The sequence below is a fragment of the Cupriavidus sp. 01L415 genome (assembly GCF_056400065.1).
This window is the reverse complement of record NZ_JBFTSP010000009.1, coordinates 59240-73917: the sequence shown is the minus strand read 5'-3', so window position 1 is coordinate 73917 and position 14678 is coordinate 59240. Positions and strand designations below refer to the sequence as shown.

General features: G+C 65.3%; 14 protein-coding genes. 4 read left to right on the top strand and 10 right to left on the bottom strand.

Annotation, left to right across the window (positions count from 1 at the left end; all coding sequences use genetic code 11):
* Window positions 1-127: 127 nt before the first annotated feature.
* Complete coding sequence (locus tag AC1DOX_RS16080; RefSeq protein ID WP_441618424.1) at window positions 128-1033, top strand: adenylate/guanylate cyclase domain-containing protein; 906 nt, start codon at window positions 128-130, stop codon at window positions 1031-1033.
* A 33-nt stretch (window positions 1034-1066) separates the two neighbouring features.
* Here AC1DOX_RS16080 and AC1DOX_RS16075 read toward each other — a convergent pair whose 3' ends face one another.
* The 4 genes from AC1DOX_RS16075 to AC1DOX_RS16060 are packed head-to-tail and all read right to left on the bottom strand — an operon-like array spanning window position 1067 to window position 6067.
* Window positions 1067-1792 carry a DUF2894 domain-containing protein gene (locus tag AC1DOX_RS16075; RefSeq protein ID WP_441618422.1) on the bottom strand — a complete coding sequence of 242 codons (726 nt, stop codon included), beginning with the start codon at window positions 1790-1792 and terminating at the stop codon, window positions 1067-1069.
* A complete protein-coding gene (locus AC1DOX_RS16070) occupies window positions 1785-2492 on the bottom strand; it encodes an OmpA family protein (protein ID WP_441618420.1) in 708 nt (235 codons plus the stop codon). The genes AC1DOX_RS16075 and AC1DOX_RS16070 overlap by 8 nt, the downstream gene beginning before the upstream one ends.
* Window positions 2489-5353: a DUF802 domain-containing protein gene (locus tag AC1DOX_RS16065; protein WP_441618418.1), complete on the bottom strand. Its 2865-nt coding sequence runs from the start codon at window positions 5351-5353 to the stop codon at window positions 2489-2491. The genes AC1DOX_RS16070 and AC1DOX_RS16065 overlap by 4 nt, the downstream gene beginning before the upstream one ends.
* Before the next feature lie 9 nt (window positions 5354-5362).
* Entirely contained in the window at window positions 5363-6067 is a 705-nt protein-coding gene (locus tag AC1DOX_RS16060; protein WP_441618416.1) for a DUF3348 domain-containing protein, read from the bottom strand.
* A 346-nt stretch (window positions 6068-6413) separates the two neighbouring features.
* Between AC1DOX_RS16060 and AC1DOX_RS16055 the strand changes: the two genes are divergently transcribed.
* Complete coding sequence (locus AC1DOX_RS16055; RefSeq protein ID WP_441618414.1) at window positions 6414-7001, top strand: HD domain-containing protein; 588 nt, start codon at window positions 6414-6416, stop codon at window positions 6999-7001.
* Window positions 7002-7066: 65 nt separating this feature from the next.
* On the opposite strand, the gene AC1DOX_RS16050 is transcribed toward AC1DOX_RS16055, so the two are convergent.
* The 4 genes from AC1DOX_RS16050 to AC1DOX_RS16035 form a co-directional block, all read right to left on the bottom strand.
* Complete coding sequence (locus tag AC1DOX_RS16050; RefSeq protein ID WP_441618412.1) at window positions 7067-7252, bottom strand: hypothetical protein; 186 nt, start codon at window positions 7250-7252, stop codon at window positions 7067-7069.
* 243 nt (window positions 7253-7495) lie between these two features.
* Window positions 7496-8428: a transporter gene (locus AC1DOX_RS16045; protein ID WP_441618410.1), complete on the bottom strand. Its 933-nt coding sequence runs from the start codon at window positions 8426-8428 to the stop codon at window positions 7496-7498.
* Between the two features lie 35 nt (window positions 8429-8463).
* The gene (locus AC1DOX_RS16040) at window positions 8464-9108 is read right to left on the bottom strand and encodes a hypothetical protein (protein ID WP_441618408.1); all 645 of its coding nucleotides are present in this window, start codon (window positions 9106-9108) and stop codon (window positions 8464-8466) included.
* Between the two features lies 1 nt (window position 9109).
* Entirely contained in the window at window positions 9110-9787 is a 678-nt protein-coding gene (locus AC1DOX_RS16035; RefSeq protein WP_441618406.1) for a hypothetical protein, read from the bottom strand.
* Between the two features lie 259 nt (window positions 9788-10046).
* Here AC1DOX_RS16035 and AC1DOX_RS16030 point away from each other — a divergent pair, with 259 nt between their 5' ends.
* A complete protein-coding gene (locus AC1DOX_RS16030; protein ID WP_441618404.1) occupies window positions 10047-11213 on the top strand; it encodes a zinc-binding metallopeptidase family protein in 1167 nt (388 codons plus the stop codon).
* A gap of 192 nt (window positions 11214-11405) precedes the next feature.
* Here the strand turns inward: AC1DOX_RS16030 and AC1DOX_RS16025 are convergent, their stop codons facing one another.
* A complete protein-coding gene (locus AC1DOX_RS16025; RefSeq protein ID WP_441618402.1) occupies window positions 11406-11672 on the bottom strand; it encodes a hypothetical protein in 267 nt (88 codons plus the stop codon).
* Window positions 11673-12084: 412 nt separating this feature from the next.
* On the bottom strand, window positions 12085-12417 hold the full coding sequence (locus tag AC1DOX_RS16020) for an ElaB/YgaM/YqjD family protein (RefSeq protein WP_441618400.1): 333 nt from the start codon (window positions 12415-12417) through the stop codon (window positions 12085-12087).
* Between the two features lie 250 nt (window positions 12418-12667).
* Here AC1DOX_RS16020 and AC1DOX_RS16015 point away from each other — a divergent pair, with 250 nt between their 5' ends.
* The gene (locus tag AC1DOX_RS16015) at window positions 12668-14593 is read left to right on the top strand and encodes a putative Ig domain-containing protein (protein ID WP_441618398.1); all 1926 of its coding nucleotides are present in this window, start codon (window positions 12668-12670) and stop codon (window positions 14591-14593) included.
* Window positions 14594-14678 lie beyond the last annotated feature (85 nt).

Genomic DNA, 14678 nt, shown 5'->3' with positions numbered 1-14678 from the left:
GGAAGACAGAGCGCTTTCTGGTTGAGCAACGTGGGTGGCGGTGCCAGAATTCCCTGAGAGAGCGCATGGATTGGGGCGACGATCCGATCGGCCAGGGCGCAGCATGGCCGCGTGGATTGCGAGGCATATGGACCGGGAATCGCTAAACGACGCGTCGGGTGGGGCGGTGATGTTCGCGGATGTCAGCGGCAGCACTCGCCTGTACGAGTTGGCAGGCAATGAGGCGGCGTTGGCGGCCATCGGCCGATGTATCCGTGCGATGACGTCCTGTGCCGCTGCTTCGCATGGCCGGATCGTCAAGACCATCGGCGACGAGATCATGGTGCTGTTTCCGTCGGCCGAAACGGCGATGCTGGCCGCGCTCGACATACAGCTTGCCGTGTCGGAGCTGGCGCCGGTATCGGGCGTGCCCATGTCGGTCCATATCGGGATTCACCACGGCCCGATCCTGTTGGACACATCCGGCGATGTGTTCGGCGACACCGTGAACCTCGCCGCTCGCCTCACGACACTGGCGTCGCGGGGGCAGATCATCACCAGCAAGGATACGGTGGAGCACCTGCCCGCCAGTCTGCGGCAGAGGACGCGCTGTCTCTACCCGATCAAGGTACGCGGACGGGATCAGCCTGTGGAACTGTTTGAAGCGATATGGCAGGAGGGCACCGACCTGACGCTGGTCGCCGAAGTGAACCTGCAACTCGTTGCGTCGTTCCTCACACTGCGCTATCGCGACACACTGCTGGAAATGAGCGCCGAGTCGGCGCCGGTGACCGTGGGGCGCGACGGCAGCATGACCATCGTCGTCTCGGACCGGCGGGCATCGCGCTTCCAGGCGGTGGTGGAACCGCGTGCGGGGCGGTATGTGCTGATCGACAGAAGCTCGAACGGCACCCATGTCCGCATCGACGGTGAAGAGGCGTTTATCCTGCGCCGCGACGAAATCACGCTCAGGAGCCACGGCTGGCTCACATTCGGCGAAGCCGTGGGCGCCAGTGACGAGTGCGTCGAGTTCTTCCTGCAAGCGGATAGGTGACCGCAGGCAGGCGTTGCCCCGAGCGCCGGCTTTTCACATGGTGCCGCCCCCCGTCTTGCCGGGTTTGGCGCGCGCCTTGCGCGGCGCCTGTGCGCGGGGTGCTTCGCGGTCGGGCACCAGCGAAATGGCGTGCATGCCCTCCAGCCACGACAGCGCATCGACATACGACAGGAACTGCTCCAGGTAGCCGGGCGACACCTCGCGCATCAGCGACAGCGAGCGATGCACCAGATGGTTCGTGTTCAGCGGCCCGGCGTTCTCTGGCACGCCCGCCTGCGATTGGCGCAACTGGCGGTCGACGCTGACGCGCGCCCAGGTGTCGCGGAAGTAGTCGGCGAGTTCCGGTTCGGCGTGGTGGGTACGGTGCGGCGTGGGGGCGGCGAGCGCGGCAGGCACGGTGGAGGCTTGGGTCGTGGGGACGGCGGACGGGTGCGCGCGCCGGCCGAGGCGTTCCCTGAGTGCGGCAAGGTCGGCGAGGGCGCCGGGCCGTTGCGGCGGTATCCGGGGCGGTGTCTCGGGCACCTCCGCCTTCACTTTCACCGCCACCTCGCCCGAGGCGCGTGCCAGCACTTCGCCATACTCCGCGACCAGTCCGGCCACCCGCTCCTCCAGCAGCCGCCCCGCCTCGCCTTGATAGCCGGAGGCGCGCCGCGCCAGCGCCTCGATGAAGCGAAAGCGCACCGGGTCCACGCGGTCGGCGCCGCTGTCGCGCCAGCCGTCGAGCAAGGCGCGGGGATCGCGCTGGCCGTCGCTATGCATGGGGTTTCGCGGCCCCGATTCCAGACCCCACTGCGGCCCCGACTGCAGCCCCCACTGCGGCCCCGGCAGCGGTCCCGGCCGACACTCTCGGCACTGGCGCGATTTCCACGCGCCGGTTCTTCGCCCGGCTCTCCTCCGTCGCATTCGGCGCAACCGGCTGCTGCGAGCCGAACGCTGCCGAGAAGACCGAAGAAGGGGGTACGCCCGCGTCGATCAGCGTGCGGGTCACGGTCAGCGCGCGCTGGGCCGACAGTTCCAGGTTGTCGGCAAACCGCCGGTTGCCCTCCTTGACCTGCTGGTCGTCGGTGAAGCCGCTCACCATCAGGATCTCGTCGCGCGCGCCCAGATAGGCCGATAGCGGCGCGGCAAGGCTCTTGAGCAGTGCGCGGCCCTCCGGCTGCAACTGGTCGGAGTTCAGGGCGAACAGCACGTTGCCGCTGATGCCGATGCGCCCGTCCTTGAGCGTGACCCGGCCGGCCGCCAGCGGCCCGGCCAGCGCCTGCTCCAGCGTCTGGCGCCGCTTCAGTTCCTCCTGCCGCTGCTTGACCTCGTTTTCCAGCCGGGCCGACAGTTCCATCTGCACACCGATCACGCCCAGTAGTACCAGCACGAAGGCCCCCAGCATGACCGACATCAGGTCGCCGAACACCGCCCAGGCCGGGACGGTCGGCTCCACGTCGGCGTCGAAATCGTCCGTCATGCCGCCTCGGCGCCAGCTTGCTGCGCGGAAAACTGCTGCAGGTTCTCCAGGATCTGCTTCTGCGACAGCATGCTCAGGTCAACTACCTCGCGGGCCTGCGCCACGTAGTAGGCCAACTGCTCGTCGCTGCGCGCCATCGACTTGTCGAGCGCGGCCTCGATGCGGGCGAGGTGCTCCGCCAGCTTGTCGTTCGACGCACTGAACATCTGCACCGCCATGCCGAATGCCTCGCCCAGGCTCGCCACCTCGACGGCGCTGCCCGTGACTTGCGCCGCAATGCCGTCCAGCTTGCCCGTCTCCTGCGCCACCTGCTCGGTGAAGCGCGTGCCGACGCGCTCCAGCAGGTCCGCCGTGGTCGTGACGAGCCCGTCCACCGCCGTGCGCTGCTCGGTGGAGGCGTGGTTCACGGCGTCAAGCAGGGTGCCGAGGGTCTCCAGCAGGCGGCCGCGCTCCTCCAGCATCGCGTTGTCGCGCGCCATGCCGTCGGTGAGCTTCTGGCGCAGTTCGGCGATGACGTCGGCGGCGGCCTTGGGCGCCTCGGTCGCGATCTGCGCGAGGCGGGCGACTTCGGCGATGGTGCCGCTGGCCTGCTGCTGCGTGTGCGTGGCGATGTCGCGGGCGGTCCGGGAGAGGGCGTCGCGGATCTCCCGCTGGTGGTCGGCGGACTGCGTGCTCGCCTGTTGCCATTCGTCGCGCATCGTGGCGGCCATGCCGGCCAGCGTGTCGCGCCAGGCAGTCAGGCGCTGTTCGTCGCGCGAGGCCAGTTCCGCTTGCAGCGTGGTCGCGGCCTGCAGCAGGCGGTCGATCTCGGCAAGCGTGCCGGTGGCGTGGGCCTGCGCGTGCGTGGCGATATCGCGCGCGCTTTGCGACAGGGCGTCGCGGACGTCCTGCTGGTGGGCGGAGGCTCGCGTGCTCGCCTGTTGCCACTCGTCGCGCATCGTGGCGGCCATGCCGGCCAGCGTGTCACGCCAGGCGGCGAGGCGTTGCTCGTCACGCGAGGCGAGTTCTGCTTGCAGTGTGGTCGCGGCCTGCAGCAGGCGGTCGATCTCGACAAGCGTGCCGGTGGCGTGGTCCTGCGCGTGGGAGGCGATATCGCGCGCGCTTTGCGACAGGGCGTCGCGGACGTCCTGCTGGTGGGCGGCGGCTCGCGTGCTCGCCTGTTGCCACTCGTCGCGCATCGTGGCGGCCATGCCGGCCAGCGTGTCACGCCAGGCGGCGAGGCGTTGCTCGTCGCGCGAAGCGAGTTCCTCTTGCAGCGTGGTCGCGGCCTGCAGCAGGCGGTCGATCTCGGCAAGCGTGCCGGTGGCGTGTTCCTGCGCGTGCGTGGCGATATCGCGCGCGCTTTGCGACAGGGCGTCGCGGACGTCCTGCTGGTGGGCGGCCGACTGCGTGCTCGCCTGTTGCCATTCGTCGCGCATCGTGGCGGCCATGCCGGCCAGCGTGTCACGCCAGGCGGCGAGGCGCGTCTCATCGTGCGCGGCGAGTGCCGTCTGGCGGGCTGTCTCCTGCGCGGCCAGTTGCGCGTGCAGGTCGGCGTGCGATTGGCTGACCGTGCCGGCGAAGGTGGTGGCGTGCTCCGCATAGGCAGCGGCGTGCTGCGCGAAGGCGGCCGAGGCGTCGGTCATCGCCTGGCGGTTGGCGCTGGCGAGCGATTCGCCCGTGTGTTCGAGGCGCGACAGCGCGGCGTCCCACGTCCGGGCCGCGCCGGTAGCCGCCGTATCGAGGCGGGTGCCGATGCCGTCGACCAGCGCCACCGAGCGTTGCGCGAAGGTTTCGCCGAAGCCGTCGAGCGATGCGCGCAGGTCCGACGTGAGGGCGGCGTTCGCTTGCTGGTGTTCGGCCAGGGCATGGCGCCAGGTGTCGGCCACGGCGGCGGTGGTGGCGTCAAAGCGGGTGGAGAGGCCGTCCAGATGCTGCTGCACGGTCTGCGTGACGGTGTCGCGCATGGTGGCCGCTTCGTGGGCGAGGCCAGCCATCGTGGTGTCCACGGCGGGCTGGATCGCCGCGCTGGCGGCGCGAGCGCTGTCGGCGATGCCTGCCTTCAGCGACTGCCCGACGGTATCGGCCAGCCGCGCGTAGGCGACGTCGGTGCGCGCGTGAAAGGCGTCCTGGCTGGCCGACAGGCGCTCGCCGAGCGCTTCGCTCTGGCGGGCCATCGCCGCGGCCATGGTTTCCAGTCGATCCACCAGCGTGGGCATCAGTTCGGTCTGCCGTTGCAGCAACGCGAATACCGTGTCGTGCTGGTGATGGCGGGAATGCGGGCGCAGCGTGGTAGCGATGCGCTCGTCCAGCAACTGCGCCGCCTGCACGCGCTCGCGGCGGGCGAGCGTCGAGAGCAGCCCAAGCATGGCCGAGGTGGCCACGCCCGCCACCGACGTCCCGAACGCGAAGCCAAGGCCCTTGACCGGCGCCGCCAGCGAGGCGCGGATGGCTTGCAGGTCGGCGGCACTTTCCAGCGCCACGCCGGTGGTGCGCAGTGTGCCCACCATGCCGAGGAAGGTGCCGAGCATGCCCAGCAGCACCAGCAGGCCGACCAGATACGGCGTCATCGCCGGGCCGGGCAGCGCCACGCGCTCGCCTTCCACACGCAGGCGCACGGCGGTGCGCAGGCTGGGGTGCAGGCGGTCGAGCCACGCGCCGAGGCTTGTCGGCGGCGCGGTAAGGTCGGCAACCGCGGCGGTCAGCGTGGGGGTGGCCTCCCGGTAGCGGTGCAGTTCGAACGCGCCGCCCACGTAGAAGCCGCCGATGAGCAGCGTGACGGCCAGCGCCAGCGCATTCGTGCCCGCGTAGCCAGCGCCGACCCAGCCGACGACGGCGAGGCCCGCGAGGAATACAACGAGTGGTGTGAGGTGTTTGTTCATGTCGATCGGTCAGCTTTCGCGCAGGGCGGCGAGCAGGGCGTCCACCGGCTGGAAGCGGATCTCCAGTTCGGCCAGCAGCACGCTCTGCATGTCCCTGCGAAATACGTTGAGCCACGCGCCCTCTGCATCGCGCAGCCGTGTGAAATGCGGTTCCAGCATCCCCGGCACCGCGGCAAGCACGGCCTGTTCGCGCGTGCCGAGCACCTGCTCCATGACGGTATCCAGCATGGCCAGCCGGGCCGCCCGCGGCGTGCGCGACGCCAGTGCCGTCCGCAGCCGCCCGCGCAGGCCGGCTACATCGCGCTCCATCTGTTGCTGCAGCGCGATGTAGCGCTGGCGATGGACGGCGAAGTCGGTCTCGGCCGCATCGGGCGTGGCCGGGCGCGCCGGCATGCGGCGGCGGCTGTCGGACGATGTGCCTTGCCCGGTGATCGCGGCGGTCAGCATGGCGCGCACATGGGTGCCGGCGGGATCGCCAATACTCGCGCCGATACCTACGCCACTACCCCCGCGCGCCGGTGCCTCGGACGGCACTTCCGGCGGACTGCCGTTGAGCGCGGCCGACAGCGCGATGGCGTCGGTCCAGCCAAGCCACCGACTCATCACGGCGGAAAGCGGCGGCGCGGCGCCGGAGGCCCCGGCGTCGGTCAGGCTGGCCAGCAGGCGTAGCAGTTTCGGGCCGCTGAAACCCGTGCGCTGTGGCACTTGCGTCATGTCGCCAGGATGAAAAAAAAGTGGAGTTTACACGGTCGCGGCCGTGACGGAACTGGCGTTAGTACTGGCAATGCAATCTTGCTGGCTCAAGGTCCGGCAAGGCATCGTCGATAGAGACTCGGGGGTAAGCAGAGTGCCGGTCGAGTTCATGGCCGTCGATCACCCCGGCGAAGTTACCTCGGCGCTCGCTGCGAGCGAGGCGCGAACCAGGCAGGAAATCGACGCCTATGGGTACTTGGCACTCGGCACTTGCCCGAAGAAGCGATGGACGACGGCATTGCCTGACCAGGGCTCGCATGGTGGCTGCTAGACTTCTTCCGGTGATCCTGAACTCTTTGTTTTCACCGTGAACCTTTCCCACCCGGAGCGCCAGCTCGCCTTCCTTCGAGAGATTGATCGGCTAAAGAGCGTCGTACGACTGTCGCCGCTTATCGATCGGTCGCGTCGAGAAAATAGTGCCGAACATTCCTGGCATCTCGCCATGTATGCGCTCGTACTGTCAGAGCATGCGGCAGCGCCTATCGATGTGCTCCGCGTGGTGAAGATGCTTCTTCTCCACGATATCGTGGAGATCGATGCCGGCGATACGCCGTTCCATGATCCGTCGATGCATGCCGGCCAGGCGGTGCGGGAGCAACTGGCGGCGGAGCGGATCTTTTCCTTGCTGCCGGATGCGCAGGCCACCGAGTTTCGCAATCTTTGGTCTGAATTCGAGGCGGCGGAGAGCGACGACGCGAAGTTTGCCAAAGCGTTGGACCGCTTCCAGCCACTACTCCATAACGTCGCAACGGACGGTGGTACCTGGACCGCGCATAAGGTCAATGAAGAACAGGTCTTTGCACGTTACGGGCCGACCATACAGCGTGGCGCGCCAGCCCTCTGGGAGGCGGCCGCCAGGCTCGTGCAAGAACACTTCAGCAATCCACCGGCCTAGAAAACTGGTCTTCGAAGGATGGACGTCAGATCGGCGGTCAAGGCCGCCCGGCATTTCCCGCCGATTCAGTGCAGCGCGGAGGCCGTGCGCAGTCTCGGCGTTTTCTTGTCGAGAATGGCCACCAGAAGCAGGCCGAGGGATGGGGAAAACATCATCGAGAAGATCGCCCAGCCGGTGCCGAAGCGCCCGAGCGTATGAGCCATCAGGCCGACCAAAAAGGAGCAAACAATCCACACACCAACAGCAATCATGGCAACGACTCGACACGGGTAAACGTGCTTTCCAGTATGGGAGCTTGTTGCCAAATGATTTGACCTGGTGGGACACATTCTTTGCATTCCGGGACACTAGGGGAAAGCGCCAACCGCGGTTGACTCGCCGCAGGCGCACTTTCACCTTACCCAGACACAGCCAAAAGGGACTGCCCGATCACGGGACTTGCCAGTGCCGACATTGGCAGACCGCCATGTGCGCGAAGCGCCCAGGATTGACGGTCAGTCAGTCCAGCGATATTGCACCGTTAGCGTGATAGCCTTGTAGTCGCCGCCGGCGCGCGTGATCCAGCCTTTGGACACCCCGATCTTGCCGGACCAGTTCGCCACGAGGGGTACCGATAACGTCAGCCCATACCGAGTATTGGTGCGGCGATCGTCGTTGCGGACGCCGTCCACTGTGGTATTGCCTCCGCCGTAGAAGCCTGCGTCGGCGGCGAGCCACAGGCCGGGCCGGAACTGGTATCCGCCATGCAGTTGCACCACCGCTATCGGGCTCTGCTGACGTTGCCTGCTGCCCAGGAATTCGTCGTTGGCGGTGAAGAGCCACACGCCAAACGAACTTTCGGCGAACCAGTTGTTACCAAACGGCACCGAAACGCCAAGTTCCGGCTTGAAGGCCCAACGGTTTGCGCCGATGTTGATGAGTCTGTTCGCGTGGTATTGCCCGCTCGGCGCGACCACCGTGAGGCTTGCCCCCAGCGTGGGGACTGGCGGATGCCTCGCGAACTCGGCGGGTGTCTTTGCGGCGCCGCCCAGCAGATTCACCGCAAGACGCAGATAGGCGTCCCCGACGCCGGCACGATAGACGCTGTTCGGCGCGTCGAACACGTTCCCCGTGACGTTGGCGCGCGAGTAGGGCAGCACGACGCCAACGGAAGCCGTGCGGCCAAGCAGGTCGAACACCTGCAGATAGCCCAACGCAAAAATGTCGATCTTCGCGTTGACGTCCGTAATTGGCAGGGAAGGGTCGGTCAGTACATCGCCACCGAGCCTTGCGTACGTTGCCAGCAGGAAATGCGTGCCAATCGGCGCCGCCGAATAGGCGCGCGGCTCAAGTTCCTGGGCCATGCAGCCGTTGACGAGCGCGCCCAGGCAAGGCAATAGCCGTCGGAGCCACAGGGCAAGCACGGCGGGCCTGTCCCACCCTGGCATCTATGTCTCCTCCTGGCGATTCCGCCTCGATCCCGCTAGAACGCGACGGTCAGCGCAGCGATCACTACCTGCTCTTGCGACTTTGGATTGAACCAGTAGACGCTGCCTGTGACCTTGCCAAAGGTGAGTTGTAGCAGCCCACCGCGCTGAAACTCACGCTCGCCACCGTAGATCCGCGTACGTTGAGCAACGAAACCGAACCTGAGCCATGGAACAGGACGATAGGCCAGCTCGTTCCAGGCATAGGTATAGGGCGTTGTCGTGCCCGTTCCCGGCAGGTATTCGGCTTCGATGTAGTAGTCGAACTTGCCCACAGCAAGGCTGGCCTCCAGGCCGGCAATCGGCCCGTGCGCGCTGCCGGCAACGAAGCCAACGATCGGCGTGACCTTGTACTGGAAGGTTTCGCCGCCGGAAAACGACCAGCCGACAAAGCCCGACTGGGCATGTATCGCCTCGTAGTTGACGCGCGCTTCCAGGTGGAGTTGGCCATGATCGGCCGCAAAGATGCCAGACCCATAGCTGCCTTCCTGCCGCGGCATGTTCCAGAAGCCAGTCGCCAGGAAGCTCCACGCGGGCGGCGGCGCATCCGGTGCCGTGCGCTCCGGGGTGGTGGCGATTTCCTGCGCGTGCACGCAGTTCGACGCCAGCCATATCGCAACTGCCAGCAGGCGCACCCGCATGTCATCCGCCCAGCGCAATGACGGCGATGGTCACGGCCACGCCGAGCGCCATCATGCCGAGGCCCGCTCGCCACGGGTTGATCCCCGCGTAGTGCCCCAACGCCATGCCGCCACCGAACAGTATGGCGAGCGTCAGAACCCTGGAGACGACAAGGGCCGTGGCCACGTCGTGTAGCAGGACGAAAGGCAGCGCAACGGGAAACGTCGAAAGCACGACGATGCAGAAGATGCGGATCGCGCCAAGAAAGTCGGCGAGTCGCAGGGTCGGCCGGTCTGGGACATCCGCTCCGGAAACAAGTCGCAAACGGATCGGCTCGAGGTCATCGTCGGCAATATGCGGATTCATGGCGGGCGGCAACGCGTCGCGGATCGCCGCAACGCCTGAGGTTCTGTCCTCCTGCTTTATTGTCAACGCAAGCTTCTGGAGCATCCCGCGTCCCGCCAGCGTGCGCACGAGGAACATGATCGCGTCGACAAGTCCCCATGCGAGGTTACAGCCGATGGCCGCGCGCAACATGGTGTGTGGCGCATCCGGCCCCGCGGTGGTGGCAGAGACTGCGCCAACGAACGTCAGCGCCATGTAAAGGCCGAAACACATCTCGGAGACGCGGTCCACGACGTCAAGGACCGGCTTCCGTTCTTGAGCGCGATCGCGGTGCGACGGATTCATAGCTGGCATGCAGATTCCTCTCCAGGAACAGGGGATTGCATTAAGAACAGCGGGTCCAAAAGATGCATCAGCTACTGATCTAGGTGAATCATAGTCAACCCCGGTTCAGTGGGTAGCGCTTTCTGCAGAAAATCGAGCGTGGCGGATTTCGGGAAAACGATAGTGCTCAGGTTTCGGAGCCTGTGGTGAAACCCGCCGCCGAGGGTTTTCTATACTGGGCTGCAAGGTCTGCCTGGACTACCCATCGCATCCGCACTGGGGGCGCCACATGCTGGAATTGTTCGAATCGCTCACCAATCGGCTGATCACGGATTGGCAACTTCGCAAGAGAGACGAGAAGCTCTCCCGCGCCTACCACTGCCGTTGCGGCACAGCCATTTTCTTCCGCAACACCCAGTGCCTGAATTGCGAGTCTCAGTTGGGTTATCTGCCGGATTCCCTCGCGCTGGTCGCGCTCGACCCCGGCCCCGAGCCCGGCACGCTGCGCGTCGATGGGGACGATCGCCTCTATAAATACTGCGGCAATCGCGAGACACCGGCTCTGTGCAACTGGATGCTGGATGCGAGTGATCCCGCTTCGCTTTGTATTGCCTGCCGTCTCAACCGCACGATCCCGGATCTCAATGACGTTGACAACGCGCACTATTGGGCTGCAATCGAAGTGGCCAAGCGGCGTCTTGTGGCGCAATTGCTCGCGCTCGGGCTTCCGGTGAGGTCGAGGGTCGAGGAGGACCCCGAACGAGGCGTGATGTTCGATTTCCTGCGCTCGCCGCCGGGAGCCCCGGCAGTGATGACTGGCCATGCGAACGGCCTTATCACCATGAATGTCGAGGAAGCCGACGACGTCAAGCGCGAGAAGATCAAACACGACCTGCGCGAGCCCTATCGCACGCTGCTCGGGCACTTCCGGCACGAGATCGGCCACTACTACTGGGATTTGCTAGTGCGCGACACGAAGTGGCTGGAGCCGTTCCGGCAACTCTTCGGCGATGAACGCGCCAGCTATGCCGAGGCGCTGAAGCGCAACTACGAATTGGGGCCACCGGCAGGCTGGGCCAATTCGTACATTTCTTCTTACGCCACGATGCATCCCTGGGAAGACTGGGCCGAGACTTGGGCGCACTATCTGCATGTGGTCGACACCATGGGCACTGCGCTTGGCTTCGGGCTGGAAGCCGAGGATATCGATGGCAGGGTGACCCCGTTTGCGAGCGAAGACCTGTACGCGCCGGATGATCCCGGGGCGTCGAGCTTCCTGTCGCTGCTTAACTCGTGGATCGAGGTGATCATGGTCCTCAACGAGCTGGCGCGCAGCATGGGGCAACCGGACTTCTATCCGTTCATCATGTCCAGGCCTGTGGTGGCCAAACTGCAACTCGTGCACATGATCATCTTCGACGCGCAAAACCGGGGGTGCGATCGAAAAGACGGCTGACGAGGGCAAGGTGCTGGCCTGAGGCCGACACAGGAATGGGATTCGGAATAGGGACGTGCGTGCAGAGCGCAAGCTGCAACGACGTGTTAGTACACAGGCGAGATAGGTTTGGGTGACTGGGCTATCTCGCCCGCCTTTCCATTTTGTCGAGCGCCTTCTGAATTCAGGCGCGCGATGCTGGACGAGGAACAGCTATGACTTCTTCTGGTGCGCGTTCGCGCGTGCGGCAGAGATAGCTGCATCGCGTTCTTTCGCTGCGGCTGCCTTCGCCTCGTCGTAGACCTTCTTTGCCTCGCCAACCTTGGTGTCGTATGCCTTTCGCGCAGCGGCGATTTCCTGGCGCATGTGGACAATCTCGTCGCTAGGTGGTTGGGACTTCGTTCCGCTCGCCGTTTGCCCGATGGCGGGCAAAGCGGACACCGCAAATATGGCAGCGGCGAGGATGGCTACGTGCTTCATGTTCTTGCTCCTCAGTTGGCTCCAAGACACGTTAGTCCAGATCAATGCTGGCCTTCAATTGGACCAAGGTCCTACAGTTCGGTGGTTCTTGCGACGACACGGATGCGCGACGCCTCAGCGTCGATTTGTACCGCCAAAATCGCCACTTCCTCTTCCGTCAGCCCATCCGTGGCTGGCCTCCTGAATAACATCCTGCTGTTCACAGGCAGGCAGGCAGGCAGGCAGGCAGGCAGGCAGGCAGACCGCCGCCATTGCGCGTGGTCAATCGCACTCTGCTGGCGCAGTTTCTGCGTTGCAGATTCGGTCGATGTTTTGGCTGCCAATCACTGACGGCGCAGCAAATGCCACGTGGCCCATGCACAACTATCACGTAGCCATTGCCATGCTGACGCCGCAGTGACGAATACCTGACCTAACGGTGGCTGGTGGCCAGCGCGACGATAGCGCCTGTGGTTGCCGCGATGGCGGCCACGGTACCCATGCTTTGCCACGGATGCTCATGGACGTAGCGATCGGTAGTTCTCGCCCACTCGGAAACTCTGGCATGGCTGTCTTCGCGCAGCGCAGCAAGACGCTCCTGCAGCGCGCGCTGCCGGGCTTTGAGTGCGTGGCGCCCGAGGCCTGCCCCTACGCCGGTTTCGGCTTTGACATCTCGAAGAAGCGCCTGCACGTCGGCCACCAGTGCATCGACGTCGCGGGCCAATGTGTCCTTGTGCATGGAGAAATTGGGTTGGATGTCGTTCATTTTGCCCTCCTGTTTGCGAAATCATCGCAGTGCGTCGCGCAGCACGACTGGCACTGCGTCCAATATAGGCTTGCGTTGACAGCCCGCCATAAGAAAAGCGGGCTGGAAGATGGCAAGAGCGACAGCGGAATAGATGCGGCGCCCGGCTGTCCGCGTCCGTACCGGCGTTCCCAGGCTCACTGATTTCCGCCACTCCGTCGCAGTGCAGCGACCTATGCTAATCACATTAAGGAACCGGCGGGAGTCCGAAATGGCGAATCTGCGCTGGCTGGCGATTCTGCTCATGCCTTTGGCAATTGCGGTGACGGGATGCGGCAATAGCGACGGCGGCGGTACTACGCTGGCGCCTCCGGCCGGTCTGGTCGAGCGTGACGAATCACCGATCTACGCAGCAGGCGTCCCAAGCGTCCCGGAAACGGTGAGCAACAGCGGGGGCGCCATCACCCAATGCACGGTTTCTCCGCCACTTCCTCCAGGTCTGAGTCTCGATCCGCAGAACGGCACGATTAGTGGCACGCCTGCCGGGGTCAGCCATGCAACGGTCTACACGGTCACCTGCGGCAACGCCGCAGGCAGCGCCTCCACCCGGGTCGAAATCGAGGTCAAGGACGTTCCCGTCGCGCCGGACGGCCTGGACTACCTGGACCGGTCGGTCATTTACCCGACCAATGCGCCGATCACGCCCAACACGCCGATCAGCACAGGGGGCGAGATCACGCAGTACAGCGTGTCGCCGGCGCTGCCGGCGGGCCTCGCCATTGACCCGCAGACCGGCATTATTTCTGGTATCCCCACGGCAGTCACGGCACCGGCGGTCTATACGGTGACGGGCGGCAACAGCGTGGACAGCGTCGAGGCCCAGTTGACGATCGAAGTGGCTGCGCTGGCCGTGCCGCCAGCCGGCTTCGTCTATGTGGATCCGCTACCCGAGTACATTGTCGGCGTGTCGATCGTGTACAACGAGCCCGTCTACTCCGGTGGCGAAGCGACCCAGTTTTCGGTATCCCCTGCGTTGCCGGCGGGATTGAGCCTCAACACGCAGACCGGGGAAATCAGTGGCACGCCGACTGTTGAACTGGCCCAGACGACGTTTTTTGTTACCGCCAGCAATAGTGCCGGCAGCGTCACCACACAGTTCACTATGACGGTGGCAGCAGCCCAGGTCGGTGAGTGGCTGCCCGCCGATGCCATGAATCAAGGGCGCTTCCGGCATACGGCCACGCTATTGCCCGACGGGCGAGTCCTGGTGGCGGCAGGGAACAGGAAGCGGGCGCTGTCCTCCGCCGAGTTGTATGACCCGTCCACGAACAGTTGGACACAGACCGGCAGTCTTGGGCTAAGCAGGCAAGCGCACTCGGCCAATCTTCTGCCCGACGGCCGGGTTCTGGTGGCGGGGGGCTTCGGCGATGCTGGGCGCAACCCGCTTTCCTCGGCGGAACTGTTTGACCCGGTCGCGGGTAACTGGTCGCAGACCGGCAGCCTCGGCCAGCAGCGTGACAGTCACACCGCCACGCTGCTGCGCGATGGCCGCGTACTGGTGGCAGGCGGCGAGGGCCAGGGCAGCAGTAAAGGCGCACTGTCTTCCGCCGAACTCTACGATCCGGCTACGGGCACCTGGTCGCCGACCGGCGGCCTCGGCCAGGCGCGCGAGCAGCACACTGCCAACCTTATGCCGGACGGCAGGGTCCTGGTAGCCGGCGGCGAAGGTATCGGCGGCGACGCACTGTCCTCGGCCGAACTCTATGACCCCGCCACGGGAACCTGGTCTCCAACCGGCAGCATGAGTCAGGCCCGCAACGCCTATGCCGCCGCGCAGCTCACCGACGGCAGGGTGCTCGTAGTCGGGGGAAGCGATGGTAAAAAAGCGCTCCCAACCGCTGAACTCTACGAACCGGCGACGGGCACGTGGTCAATGACAGGCAGCCTGCGCCAGGCACGTGACTTCCATACCGCCACGCGCTTGACCAGCGGGCGTGTGCTGGTGGCTGGCGGCATCGACGGCAGGGATTTGTTCGCCAGCGAGCTGTACGACCCCGCGACTGGAAGCTGGTCCCAGGTCGGCAGTCTCGAGCAAATGCGCGAGCAACACACGGCGACGTTGCTGCCAGACGGCAGGGTCCTCGTAGCGGGTGGAACTGGGCGCGGGGTCTTGTCCTACACAGAATTGTTTCACTAGCTTTGAGTGAGACGCGCGAGGGCAGGCGATCAACTGTCCATATGCTATGGTTGATTGACCTCTTCGGTAGAAGCGCGAGCGTCGT